This window comes from Jeotgalibacillus proteolyticus, from assembly GCF_002926065.1.
Lineage (GTDB): Bacteria > Bacillota > Bacilli > Bacillales > Jeotgalibacillaceae > Jeotgalibacillus > Jeotgalibacillus proteolyticus.
In genome coordinates, this window is record NZ_PREZ01000002.1 from 117,819 (window position 1) to 129,729 (window position 11,911).

Here is an 11,911-nt window from a genome sequence, read left to right on the forward strand (position 1 = left end):
TTAAAAAAGGCCGGATCATTTAATATAATGACCAGCCTTTTTAGCCCAGCTGTCTGTGATGCAGCTCGGTTAAGATATGCGCTTTTTTTACTTTCCATAATCCAAACCACCATAAAAACAGCATGAAGGGAATAATAAAATAAACCCAGTTGTTAAAGCTTAATATAATGAAATCATATAAACTGTGAAGCCCTACCGGTACAGCAATTGAGTAAAATAAAAATCTTCTTTTTTTTACCTTTGGAGAAAACTTAGCTTTTCCAGTGTAATAGCCCATTATTACGCCAAATAGAGCATGGCTTGATACAGGAAGGAGAGCTCTTCCAAAAGCGGTTTCCAATCCATTAGCTGCTAAATACAGAACATTTTCAAATGTAGCAAAACCAAGGGATACAGCAGCACCATACACAATTCCATCATATGGCTCGTCAAATTCCACCAGGTGGAAAATAAAAAAGTATAAAATAAACCATTTAAAAAATTCTTCCAACAGTCCGTACTGTAGAAATGAACGAAAAAATATCGTCGAAAATATTTGTTCTGATTCAAGCACATATTGAACAAACATGATTGGAAATGTTACGGATAAACCCAGTAAAAAAGCTCTGAGAACAGTCCGTACAGGTTCTGTTCCATATTGGTCCCTTAAATAAAAATAGCTGAGCAATGCCAGACCCGGTGCTATTGCCGCTGAAATAATGGCAATCATAAAAGTGCCTCTTTTCAATCTGTTTTTATAATCGTATCATGTAGTAGAAATGTTGAACATAGTGAAACGAGTCTGGGAGGAAACCTTATGCCAAAAAAATCTATTTTACTTATTCATACTGGAGGAACTATTTCGATGGCGGAGGATCAAAGCGGCGCAGTGGTACCGGGCGAAAGCAATCCCGTTGTTGAGCAATCAGCACAAATAAGTGATTATGCCGACTTAATTGTGGAAGCGCCATTTACTCTTCCCTCGCCTCATATTACGCCAGATCATATGCTCCAAATAAAGCAGCTGATCGAAAAATACTATTTGGAATCAGGAATTGATGGTGTCGTAGTTACGCACGGTACAGACACACTCGAAGAAACGGCCTATTTTCTTGATCTGACTGTTCGCTTATCTATTCCAATGGTCTTAACCGGAGCAATGAGGTCATCTAATGAAATTGGATCAGACGGACTTTATAATCTTATAAGCTCTGTTCGGGTTGCCTGCAGTGATGAAGCATACGGAAAAGGTGTTCTTGTCGTGCTGAACGATGAAATACATACCGCTGTAAATGTAACAAAAACACACGCAAGTAACGTATCCACCTTTCAAAGTCCTCAGTATGGTCCGATTGGAATTGTTACAAAAGGCGGAGTAATGTTCCACCATACACCTAAGTCTGATGTGAAATATACATTGACAGAAGCGGACAAAAAAGTTGCTATCTTAAAAGCCTATGCCGGGATGGATTCAAAACTTTTTTCAAGCTTGCACGACCTTGGCTTTGACGGAGTTGTGATTGAAGCGCTGGGACAAGGCAACCTGCCACCTGATACGATAAAAGGGATTAAGCATTTAATCAGCAAAAAAATCCCAGTGGTACTCGTCTCCCGTTGTTTTAACGGCATTGCACAGGATGTTTACGGATATGACGGAGGCGGACGGCAGTTAAAAGAACTTGGTGTTATTTTTTCAAACGGTCTCAATGGCCAAAAAGCACGGCTGAAATTAATGATTGGCCTCGCCCAATCTAATGATCACGCCTTTATTTCAAGAATGTTTAAATAGGCTGAAATAAACAAAAGCCTTTTCCTCATTTAATGGAAAAGGCTTTTTTATTGATTTTATGCTTCTTTTTTTGAAATGGAATTTGCAATTTGTTCACCATGAAAACGGCCGTTTTCAATAAATATTTCATTGGCATTATTACCAGCCGCAATTACTCCTGCAATGTAAATACCTTCTTCATTGGTCTCCATCGTTTCAGGATGATGAAGAGGGCGGCCTGATTCTTCATCTATTCCAACATTCATATTTCTAAGGAAATCGTGGTCAGGGTGATAGCCAATCATCGCAAATACAAAATCATTTTTTAACTTAAAATTCTTGCCATGCTGTGAATAATAGAGGAACTCTTTATCAATTTTTGTCACACTTGCTTCAAAATGAAGAGTGATCAAATCATTTTTTACAAGGGCTTCAAACTGAGGAAGAATCCACGGTTTTACACTTGGAGAATACGATTCACCTCTGTAAATGACGGTGACTCTTGCTCCTGCCTTTTCCAACTCAATTGCGGCATCCACAGCAGAATTTTTCCCGCCAATAATCGCAACATCTGTATCAAAATAAGGGTGTGCCTCTTTAAAATAATGCGAGACCTTTGGAAGATTGTCTCCAGGGACACATAATGAGTTTGGATGATCGTAATACCCGGTTGCAATCACGATGTAATCAGCTGTATAAGATCTTTTTGAGGTTTTTACTTTAAAGTGCTGATCAGTTTTGTTAATAGCCTCTACTTTTTCAAACCGGTTGATTCGAATTTGTTCTCTCTTTGCGACCTCTCTATAATAAACCAGCGCCTGGTTACGTTTAGGTTTATGCTCTTCAATAATGAATGGTACATTTCCAATTGAAAGCTTTTCACTTGATGAAAAAAATGTCTGATGAGTAGGATATTCAAAAATGGTATTAACTACATTGCCTTTTTCTATAATTAAGGCTTCTATCCCCTTTTTTTTCAAGGCAATAGCTGTAGCCAAACCACATGGTCCTCCTCCTACAATAATAACTTTTTCATGCTCCACTATGCTTCACTCCTGCCAATTTACGGTGGTTCGGGAGAAAGTCCCCTGTCTCGTTCTATGATAGGTGATTCAAAAGCTGATTTCAACGAATGAGCCTTCTTTGCTCCATGCCCCACAAAAATCGGAATCAAAAGAAGGCTAGTATGTATTTTTTGACCTTTTTAAAGTAAAACCTGTATGTATAACGCAATGAATAACTTGCGGACTAAGGCGCCAGCAAGTGGTCATTGCGCTTATACTCTATCCATCAGCCATTGTTCCCAATCATCCTTTGTAATGCCGACAATATGATTTGAGTATGATTTCCTTTCATCAGATTGAAGGGAATCCACTGCAAATCCGCCAATTCCTATTGAAAGCTTTTTGTGTTCTTTTTTTAGCCGGTCTATTAAAGATAGAGCCTTTGGCAAATTGTCAGTAAGCGTGCAGGACAAAAATAAAAAACTTGGCTCAACTGTCTCAAGGACTATATCAATATCTCCTTCTTTAATACTTGTTCCTAAGTAAATAACCTCAAAGCCTTTTCTTCTGACGTATAATGTAAAAATGAGCAATCCTAATTCATGCCATTCACCGGGTGCGCAAACAGCTACCACTTTCGGAAGCAGTCCATTATGAGGGAAGGAGTGCATTAATATTCCAATCCTTGAACGAAGAATTGACGTTGCAAAATGCTCGTGCGCTGTAGTAATCTTTTTCTCTTCCCACAGCCGACCGATCCTCACCAATACAGAACCAAGTATATCGATTAAAACCTTATCAATTGTATAAAGCGAAAAAGCCTGATTGATTAATTCATGTGATTTTGATTCATCAAAGCGAAGCAATGCTTCAATTAAATCATCCTGATACATTTCAACCCTGTCTTGTAACCCATTTGCCGGATCTTTATAACTTTCTTTATTTTGCTCCAGGAGCACAACTGCCTGACTAATGGTAAAGCCGGCATTTACCTTATTAACCAGCCATTTTAATTTCCTTACATGTTCATCTGTATATAAGCGGTGTCCGGATTCATTTCGTACAGGTTCTATGATCTGGTAGCGCCTTTCCCATGCCCGCATAGTGCCCGGTTGAATGCCAACCATTGTGGAGACAGCTTTTATATTATATTTTCCTTCTTCAACAGCCATCATCGTTGCCCCCTTGCGACTCAGTTCTTCATACAAATTATAGCCCTGGAACCTGCTTGTGTAAACTTTGTATAGGTTTTATATAACGCAGATACTTTTTTACCTATTGTTCAGGTTTTTGAGAGTAATAAAATGTGTTTCCGGTGCTGCACCAAGTCTTATGGGAAAAGCGGATGTACCATAGCCATTACTGATCAAGTGGATTGTTGATCCGGATTTTTTTAGCCCGCCAAGCTCATATGGACCCATCCCAAAAATTCTTATCTGTCCGCCGTGCGTATGACCACTAAGAATAAGTATCACTTTTCTATCCTTTGGAATTTCTTCTATCACGCCTCTTGGGTCGTGACTGATCAGAATGATAGGATCATGGCAGTTGACATAGGAGAGAGCGAGCGCAACATCATCCTTTTCAGAGCTCGCATCCCCAATGCCGGCAAGCCAAAGAGGATGACCATCCTCTTCCTTCAGTTTTACTGCACTGTTTTCAAGAACTGTAACATGACATCGATCAAAAATTTCGTTCAGTTTGATTCTGTCAACTTCCTCATCATTGTTACCATACACAAAATACAAAGGCCCTTTTTGCGACAGCTGCTTCAGATTTTCTTCAACCCTGGATAAAGGCATCCCTTTTTCAACAAGGTCCCCACCAATTATCACAGCGTCTGCGCTTGGAATGGCGGCGATAAAGCGGTCTGAAAGAACCCGGCGGTGAACATCTGAAATAAAAAAAATAGTTGATTTCTTTTTAAAAGAATAGTGCTCGAGCTCAAGCGTTTTGTAATCAATATTATTTTCAAATGCCCTTTTAACCATGTAAGCGCCAAATGTTATCCCCAATAGAAATAAACCTGCTAGTTTTTTCATTTTTTTCTCCACCTGTTCTGCCTGCTCGAATACGGCTTTTAACATAAAAACATTTCCTCTGCTTTTAGCAGAGGAAATGTGCTGGTTTAATCTTCTTTTATATCCAATATTCTAAAACCCGATTTTTCAAGTTTTTTAAGGAATTTATCTACATTATCCCTTTTTTCAATCTTTAAGACGATTCTTCTCACAAGCTTATCTGTTTCATCAAACGTAACAAGGGAAATAACCGATTCGTGAAATTGCTGAATAATATCCGCAAGTCTTGAGATTCTTCCTTCTGTCTCAACGGATGTAAAAGCGATACGTATTCCTTTTTTATGCATTCCAAACGCACTTTGAAACTGATTCAGTACATCATAGCGGGTGACAATTCCCATAAATTCCCCTTGTCCATCCACAACACTTAATAAAGGAAAATCATTTAATTCGTAAAGCGTGGTTTCGAATATTTCATCTCCCTTTAAAAATTTTTCTTTAAAGGTGGCAATATCCTCCGCGGTTTTTGACTCATAAAATTCTTCTTTTGAAAGACCAGATTCAAAATAAGCCTGATAAACATGATACCGGGTAACAACTCCCGAATATTGACTTCCATTAAGTACAGGGATCCCGTCAATTCCATATTTTTCCAATAAGGTAATTACATTTTTAATTGATTCCGAAGCCTGTACAGTATAACACTTGGTTTTAGGCACCATGGCACTTTTAACAAACATTATCTTCACCTCATAATTTAGGGTCTCTTTTTTAACATTCGATAGTTAAGTGGTTTTTCCTGCTTGCGGAAAAATTATTCTGTTACTGGGAAGGGATTTTTAACACCTGTCCTTCATGTATATCATTGCTTCCCAAGCCGTTCATTTGTCTGATTTCATCCACTCTGTCACCAGTGCCGAAGTAATTTACCGATATTCTGTATAAGGTTTCGCTTGCCTGCACAACATGAGTTGCAGCAGCGGGCTCTTCTTCAACGGTTTCCTCAGGCGCTTCCTGCTCTTCGATCACTTCTTCGACCTCTGTTTCTGCAGCAGGTTCTTCTTCGACCGCTGGCTCCTCAGCTTCTTCCGGCTCTTCTTCTAATACAGGTTCTTCTGCTGTTACAGGTTCTTCTTCCGGCTCTTCTGTCACAGCCGGTTCATTCGTTTCAGGAGGCTCCTCCTCAGCAGGTGTCTCGGTGTTTGCTCTTTGGTCATTTCTGTCAACCTGCACTGTGTTATCCCTGTCAATTGTTGCACTTGGAATCCCATTGTCGCCTTTAAATATTGTTAACGATAATAGAGTGACCGTAAGCGGGAGCAGCACGAATAAAGCTAGCAGGACCCGAATTAATGGAAAAGGTTTTTTTTGAGCTGCTTTTTCTTCTCTTTTCTTATTTTGCAGCTCAAGTCTGGAGGCTGTTCCATTATCTTCGATTTTTTCTTCTTTATCCTTGGTTTTTAATTCCTGCCGGGTTTTATTTGCCTGGTCACGATAAGGATCTCTTTTCATGTAATTCCCCTTCTTTTTTCATATGTTGTGTTTCGATTTTCTATAGACATAAAGGCCAAGCATTGTGTTAACGGTAAAATGGAGGCTGATCACAGTCCAAAGGCTTGCAGTCCACTCATATACACCCCCTATAATAAAACTTAATATAAGGATATTTAATGCAAGGTACCAATGCCTTAGGTACCTCACGTGAACTGCAGCAAAAAGCAAGCTTGCTACCCAGAGATTTGTATTGGTCTGAATGATCCCCCGAAAAAATAATTCTTCAGATATAGCGACGATTAGAGAAAACCATACAATTTTTACGGGAGTAAGGGAAGAAAATATTTTTTCATTTACTCCTCCATCATCATAATAGCTTTCTTTTAGATGGTTCATTAGCGCTAAATCCGCAGCAGCAATTAGAATACCAAGCATAATCCCTGCCACTATGTAAGTTAAATTAAAATTAAAAAGGTCGAAAAACTGAGAAATGGCATTAAAAGCAAAAATCCCGCCAATTATTGATGCCAAAAGCAGAAAAATTTGTGTAAGAATGGCATAGCGGTAAAGCTGGTAGCCGGTCATCTGTCTGATTGCTTCCTCCTGATTTCTCATTCAATTATACCAGCAGCAACCGGGCTAAGCGTTTTTCCCATGACTGGGCAGCGGATCCAGCTCCTTTATCCTCAGTGGAAAAATCCTCTAAATTAAGCCCGCAAACATCACAGCAATGAGCCTTGCTGCTAAATTCTCTTTCGTTAAAACTTTCAATTACCAGCCTTCTTCTACATGTGGGGCTTGTGGCATAAAATGTCATTTGAGTTAATTGCTCTTTTCTTTCTCGCAGCCTGTCAGACATTAAACGAAAAACGTTTTCTTCCCAATTTTTATGATTTTCGTGTTTTTCAAAATAGTTTAATACTCTGTACTGGATTTCCGAGATGCCTGCTTTTTCCTCGACAACCTTTTGATTAACGGTTTCCTGCCTTATTTTTTTGTATTCATTTATTTGACGTAAAGACAGGTTTTCAAGTTCCAGCAAATTTCCCGTTATTTTTTCATCCCCTTTTAAGTATAACAGGATTGAAACACTTTTTTTACCGTCCCTTCCAGCACGGCCAATTTCCTGGACAAATGATTCCATGCTTGAAGGCATATGAAAATGGATGACTGTTCTTATATTTTCTTTATTCACTCCCATTCCAAATGCACTTGTTGCAAATATCCAATCAAGCTGATCATTTAAAAATTGCTGTTGGATAAGAATTCTCTGCTCCGTGTCAAGACCTGCATGATAGCTTGCTATTTGCCTGTCCAAATGCTGATGCATCTCTGCTGCCAACTCATCCGCCAGGCGTTTGCTTGAAAAATACACGATTCCAGGAGAAGAAATAGTCCTCATATACTCTTTTAGTATTTCAATTTTTTGCTGAAAGGAATCAATTTGCTTGACGTTTAATGCAATATTAGGACGGTTGACCGAATAAACCCATTCAGCTGGTGAACTTAATTTTAATGCGGTACGAATATCGCTTCTGATTTTTTGCGTAGCTGTTGCTGTAAGTGCCAGTGTCACGGGGGAACCCAATTGCTTCTTCACTTCTCCAAGAAGCATGTAATCGGGACGGAAATCAGGACCCCATTGAGAAATACAATGAGCTTCATCCACTACAAAAAGACGTATGAGACAAGAAGCGAGCGCCTTTTTAACTTCAGGAAGTACGAGCATTTCAGGTGAGATGAAAATAAACCTAAATTGCCTGAGGTTATGTAAGGCCTGGACTTTTTCTTTATAGGGCAGAAACGAATTCAAAGCAATTACGCTTTTTTCGCCCCGGTATTTAATCTGCTCCACCTGATCCTGCATAAGAGATAATAGGGGGGAGACGATAAGAACCTGTATATTTAACAGATAGGAAGGCATTTGATAGCATAATGATTTCCCGGAACCGGTAGGCAGCATAGCAACAGTGTCTTTGCCGCTTACTACGCTTTCGATTATTTCTTTCTGGCCTTCTCTGAAGGATGTAAAACCGAATTTTCTGTATAGTATTTCTTCCATTTCCCATCCTCCCTTCCCCTGGTTACCAGCACCAGCCGGATTTGAAAAAAGCTTGCTTCTGGAACTGCCTGCTTCAATTCACGCATTTTTTTATTGTTTGAATTGCTTGCAGCCTTCCATATTTTCTCCTGCAGCGTTTGAGGTACAAATTCTTCAACTGCAAACGCTGGAGACATTAAGGCAATTTCAATTATGTGGTCTTCAATTGTACTCTCTTTTAGCTTTCTTTCTTTGGCGATCTTTGGGATGGACCTGCAGCTCGCCATTAGCTGGAATGTTTTTTCTGTAGAGCTTGTGAAAATAAGCTGTTTTTTAAGAAGATCCTGTTGCATAGAATGCAGGATCGGGTATCTTTTATGTGCATTATCTATTTCAGCCATCACATAATGCAGTATATTTAAAAATCGAAAATGGACTTCTGCAGAATCTATTTGAAAATGGGCTGCCAGTTGTTCAGCGGTCCAGCCAATCTTTTCATAACCGGTTAAACGCTGAATCAGGAAATCAGGATTGTCTGGAAACCGGCTGTCACTGCAAAGCTGGATGAGTTCATCATAAAGCCGTAATGTTTTTTTCTTACGATCCGGGCCTAATTCCTGAAATGCAGATCTTACCCACCGCTGGATGTCAGGGTCACGCTGAACCGGATAAAACCGTGATTCTCCATGAATGGTATAAGAAAGGGTTTGAACCAGCAGAGAAAGCCGCTTCCAAAAAATCTGAGCACGGTCATGATATTTCCAACCTTCGAGGCATCTGGGAAAAGGGTGATTCTTAAAAAAAACAGAAGCAGATTTATCCCCTTTTTCAGTTAGTATATAATGCCTGTCTTCCTTTTGCAGAATCAGTTTTTGCTCTATTATATTTTGGCAGCTCTTGTCAAAATCAGATCTCGACATAGCTGGCATCGTTTGAAATAGATTTGAAATGCCATAAAGATGGGCATCCTGAATGGTCTGAGAGATTTTTTTACCTGTAAGCAGATGGTAGATTGCGGAGCGGCTGCGATCTCCATTAAATATACGAAAGCACATTAATAAGATGGCATCTAAATAATTCATGGATGATCCCCTTTGGCAATATCGATTCCTTATTTTATCATGTTTCTGTCGATTGTTGACAGTTTTCTTTTTGTCTAATCGGGTAAACTTTTACTTAAAGGAGCAAACTTAACTGTAATATTAGGGATCTTTCTATTGAAAATGTTTGGACCTATGTTTAGAATGGTAAATGATACTTTTTCATCGTATTGTTCGGAGATTTACTGAATTAGGAGGGAATTCCATTGGCTAAATACACAATTGTCGACAAAGATACATGCATTGCCTGCGGAGCATGCGGAGCTGCTGCCCCTGATATTTATGATTATGATGACGAAGGCATTGCGTTTGTAACGCTGGATGATAATGAAGGAACGGTAGAAGTGCCAGACGTTCTTTTTGACGATATGCTTGACGCATTTGAAGGCTGTCCGACTGACTCAATTAAGGTAGCTGACGAGCCATTTAATGGCGATGCATTAAAATTTGAATAGCAAAAAAATGCTGTGATCCTATTTATCTGATCACAGCATTTTTTTATATTCGTTTCTGTCAGTTTTCCGCAAGATAGTGTGTGTTCATTCCGACTGGTACTTCAACCGGAAGAGTAAGATCTATTCCTGATACAGGTTCTTTGGATACATTTGAAAATATCACTTCTTCAAAGTCAAAGGAGGCGGCAGTAAGTAAAACAGCCTCTACAAACTGAAGCTTTTCCTGTTCAGCCTGATCATCCAGAGAATTTTCGAGTGTAATTTCAAGCTGGTCGCCTGCTTTATTTACAGTCAGCTCAAGTTGCTCTGATATCGCATTTTCATATTGATCATCAGGCAGCTCAAACTGCATACTGTAAATTGCTTCTTCAACCGTGTCAAAAGATCTTACTGATTGGACCATATAATAATCACCTGTTGATTGCTCAAAGATGTAATAGCCTTTTTTGCTATTATCCAGTTCAAATGGTTCGTTTGCCTGAACACTATTATTGTCTTCATCAGGCAGGAGCTGCAGCTGAACTCTCCCGTCATTTCCAAAGGTTGCATTCATTACATCCTCAAAAACAGATGTAGGCTCTTCCTCAAGGTAGTTCTCCGGCTGATCAATGTTTGCTGTGAGCACATTGCCGCCTGCGTTTTCTACCTGGGTGCTGATCGGATGAAACTCGATAAACCCTAAGCCTTCTTCATCAATTTGTCCAGCCCATCTATTGTACAGTTCCCACGGTGTCTGACCGGAAAAATCCACAGGCAAAACAAATGTCATTGGGATAATGTGTGAATCAGGTGTTACAAGAGCGGTTGATAAATACGCTTTCCCGTTTAATTCAGACGCAAATAATAATTCGGTCTCCCCGCTCTCTTCAAGCGGCGCCTGGCTTTCCATCTCTTCCTGATTCTCATCTGACTCCTGTCCCTGATCGGATGCTGTAAAATTGTCAGAGGTCTCTTCTTCAGGAGCTGCTTCTTCAGATGAGAAAATTTCTGCTGAATCTTTATCAGCCTCATGTTTCTCTTTATCGGCAAATTCCATTTCATTCTCTCTTCGATCATCTGAGGATTCTGTAGAGCTGGAGCTAAACTCATCCGTATCATGGCTTCCTGAATCATAAGCCGCCTGTTCGTTGCCAGCTGAGCTGTTCATGCTTTCTTGATCAGGTAAAAGTGGAGGAAGCAATAAGATAAGCAGACCGACAGAAGCGAGCCCGGCTCCAACTGGTACCCAGATCGGGGGTTTTTTTGCGGCTTTCTTTTGTTCTTCTCTCTGGATTTGAGCGTACAGGTCTTCAGCCGATTGGCCGCTTTTCATTTTTGGCATTTTTTTAAGAAGATCTTTAATCTCCTGATCGTTCCATTTTGAACCGCTCATCTTCTTCCTCCTCCTTCCTTTTATGAGACATTAGCTCCCTTAAATGTTTAATGGCTCTATGCTGTGTTGTTTTGACCTTTCCTTGTGTCCATCCGAGAATTTCTGCAGTTTCTACTATACTTAGTTCCTGTATATAGCGCATAACAACCACCAGTTTGTAGTCTGTTTTACATCGGTCAAGAAGCGAGTAAAGCTCCTGGATTTCTTCTGATTGCTCCACAATTTCCTGAGGAAGCGTGTCCTTGGAAACGAGCTCTCTCTGATTCCAATCAAAGGTTTCGAGAATTCTTTTTTTGATGGTAGTTTGTTTGCGGAAGTGGTCAATGGCCACATTTTTTGCGATCGAAAAAAGCCACGTTTTTTCTGAGCTTTTCCCCTCAAAATTCCCGTAGGATTTCATTACCCGTATAAAAACCTCTTGCATTAAGTCTTCAGCGGTATCTCTGTTTTTCACTAAATAAATTAAGAACTGAAAGACATCCTGCTGATATTCCTTGTATAGCCTGTGAAAAACGGAGTCCATTTACTTCTCCTCCCCGTTCATATCATTAGTCGTATGTAATATAAAGAAAGTTTCATTTCTAGTGTACTATACCAGACGTCCTCAAAAAAGATACGCAGGTTTAAATCCATATGATGATTCCTAAAGTTTCAATTAAAACATACTAAGATTAGTG

At 39.6% G+C, this 11,911-nt stretch carries 13 protein-coding genes; 2 read left to right on the plus strand and 11 right to left on the minus strand.

Translation table 11 applies throughout. The features are described from left to right. Positions 1-40: 40 nt before the first annotated feature. Positions 41-709 carry a glutamic-type intramembrane protease PrsW gene (gene prsW, locus C4B60_RS04240; protein WP_104056772.1) on the minus strand — a complete coding sequence of 223 codons (669 nt, stop codon included), beginning with the start codon at positions 707-709 and terminating at the stop codon, positions 41-43. Between the two features lie 87 nt (positions 710-796). Here prsW and C4B60_RS04245 point away from each other — a divergent pair, with 87 nt between their 5' ends. Next, a complete protein-coding gene (locus C4B60_RS04245) occupies positions 797-1,768 on the plus strand; it encodes an asparaginase (protein WP_104056773.1) in 972 nt (323 codons plus the stop codon). A gap of 56 nt (positions 1,769-1,824) precedes the next feature. Here C4B60_RS04245 and C4B60_RS04250 read toward each other — a convergent pair whose 3' ends face one another. The 8 genes from C4B60_RS04250 to C4B60_RS04285 form a co-directional block, all read right to left on the minus strand. Beyond that, entirely contained in the window at positions 1,825-2,790 is a 966-nt protein-coding gene (locus C4B60_RS04250) for a YpdA family putative bacillithiol disulfide reductase (protein WP_104056774.1), read from the minus strand. Between the two features lie 233 nt (positions 2,791-3,023). After that, the gene (locus C4B60_RS04255) at positions 3,024-3,923 is read right to left on the minus strand and encodes a MerR family transcriptional regulator (protein WP_104056775.1); all 900 of its coding nucleotides are present in this window, start codon (positions 3,921-3,923) and stop codon (positions 3,024-3,026) included. A 99-nt stretch (positions 3,924-4,022) separates the two neighbouring features. Continuing rightward, positions 4,023-4,838, minus strand: a complete 816-nt coding sequence (locus C4B60_RS04260; protein ID WP_104056776.1) for a metallophosphoesterase — start codon at positions 4,836-4,838, stop codon at positions 4,023-4,025. 41 nt (positions 4,839-4,879) lie between these two features. Beyond that, complete coding sequence (locus C4B60_RS04265) at positions 4,880-5,512, minus strand: CBS domain-containing protein (protein WP_104056777.1); 633 nt, start codon at positions 5,510-5,512, stop codon at positions 4,880-4,882. An 82-nt stretch (positions 5,513-5,594) separates the two neighbouring features. After that, a complete protein-coding gene (locus C4B60_RS04270; protein ID WP_104056778.1) occupies positions 5,595-6,284 on the minus strand; it encodes a LysM peptidoglycan-binding domain-containing protein in 690 nt (229 codons plus the stop codon). A gap of 18 nt (positions 6,285-6,302) precedes the next feature. Next, positions 6,303-6,881 carry a CPBP family intramembrane glutamic endopeptidase gene (locus C4B60_RS04275; protein ID WP_104056779.1) on the minus strand — a complete coding sequence of 193 codons (579 nt, stop codon included), beginning with the start codon at positions 6,879-6,881 and terminating at the stop codon, positions 6,303-6,305. 4 nt (positions 6,882-6,885) lie between these two features. Further along, the gene (locus C4B60_RS04280; protein ID WP_104056780.1) at positions 6,886-8,328 is read right to left on the minus strand and encodes a RecQ family ATP-dependent DNA helicase; all 1,443 of its coding nucleotides are present in this window, start codon (positions 8,326-8,328) and stop codon (positions 6,886-6,888) included. Further along, positions 8,265-9,389, minus strand: coding sequence for a YpbB family protein (locus C4B60_RS04285; protein WP_104056781.1), 1,125 nt, complete (start codon positions 9,387-9,389; stop codon positions 8,265-8,267). The genes C4B60_RS04280 and C4B60_RS04285 overlap by 64 nt, the downstream gene beginning before the upstream one ends. Positions 9,390-9,613: 224 nt before the next feature. Between C4B60_RS04285 and C4B60_RS04290 the strand changes: the two genes are divergently transcribed. Beyond that, the gene (locus C4B60_RS04290; protein WP_041058062.1) at positions 9,614-9,862 is read left to right on the plus strand and encodes a ferredoxin; all 249 of its coding nucleotides are present in this window, start codon (positions 9,614-9,616) and stop codon (positions 9,860-9,862) included. Between the two features lie 58 nt (positions 9,863-9,920). On the opposite strand, the gene C4B60_RS04295 is transcribed toward C4B60_RS04290, so the two are convergent. After that, entirely contained in the window at positions 9,921-11,234 is a 1,314-nt protein-coding gene (locus tag C4B60_RS04295) for a hypothetical protein (protein WP_104056782.1), read from the minus strand. Further along, complete coding sequence (sigX, locus tag C4B60_RS04300; RefSeq protein WP_104056783.1) at positions 11,200-11,757, minus strand: RNA polymerase sigma factor SigX; 558 nt, start codon at positions 11,755-11,757, stop codon at positions 11,200-11,202. Before sigX ends, C4B60_RS04295 begins: the two co-directional genes overlap by 35 nt. Between the last annotated feature and the right edge of the window lie 154 nt (positions 11,758-11,911).

Coding starts and splice junctions, on each gene's coding strand:
- C4B60_RS04265 (WP_104056777.1), bottom strand. CDS start 5,512: ATGTTTGTTAAAAGTGCCATGGTGCCTAAAACCAAGTGTTATACTGTA.
- prsW (WP_104056772.1), bottom strand. CDS start 709: ATGATTGCCATTATTTCAGCGGCAATAGCACCGGGTCTGGCATTGCTC.
- C4B60_RS04255 (WP_104056775.1), bottom strand. CDS start 3,923: ATGGCTGTTGAAGAAGGAAAATATAATATAAAAGCTGTCTCCACAATG.
- C4B60_RS04270 (WP_104056778.1), bottom strand. CDS start 6,284: ATGAAAAGAGATCCTTATCGTGACCAGGCAAATAAAACCCGGCAGGAA.
- C4B60_RS04285 (WP_104056781.1), bottom strand. CDS start 9,389: ATGAATTATTTAGATGCCATCTTATTAATGTGCTTTCGTATATTTAAT.
- C4B60_RS04275 (WP_104056779.1), bottom strand. CDS start 6,881: ATGAGAAATCAGGAGGAAGCAATCAGACAGATGACCGGCTACCAGCTT.
- C4B60_RS04260 (WP_104056776.1), bottom strand. CDS start 4,838: ATGTTAAAAGCCGTATTCGAGCAGGCAGAACAGGTGGAGAAAAAAATG.
- C4B60_RS04280 (WP_104056780.1), bottom strand. CDS start 8,328: ATGGAAGAAATACTATACAGAAAATTCGGTTTTACATCCTTCAGAGAA.
- sigX (WP_104056783.1), bottom strand. CDS start 11,757: ATGGACTCCGTTTTTCACAGGCTATACAAGGAATATCAGCAGGATGTC.
- C4B60_RS04245 (WP_104056773.1), top strand. CDS start 797: ATGCCAAAAAAATCTATTTTACTTATTCATACTGGAGGAACTATTTCG.
- C4B60_RS04295 (WP_104056782.1), bottom strand. CDS start 11,234: ATGAGCGGTTCAAAATGGAACGATCAGGAGATTAAAGATCTTCTTAAA.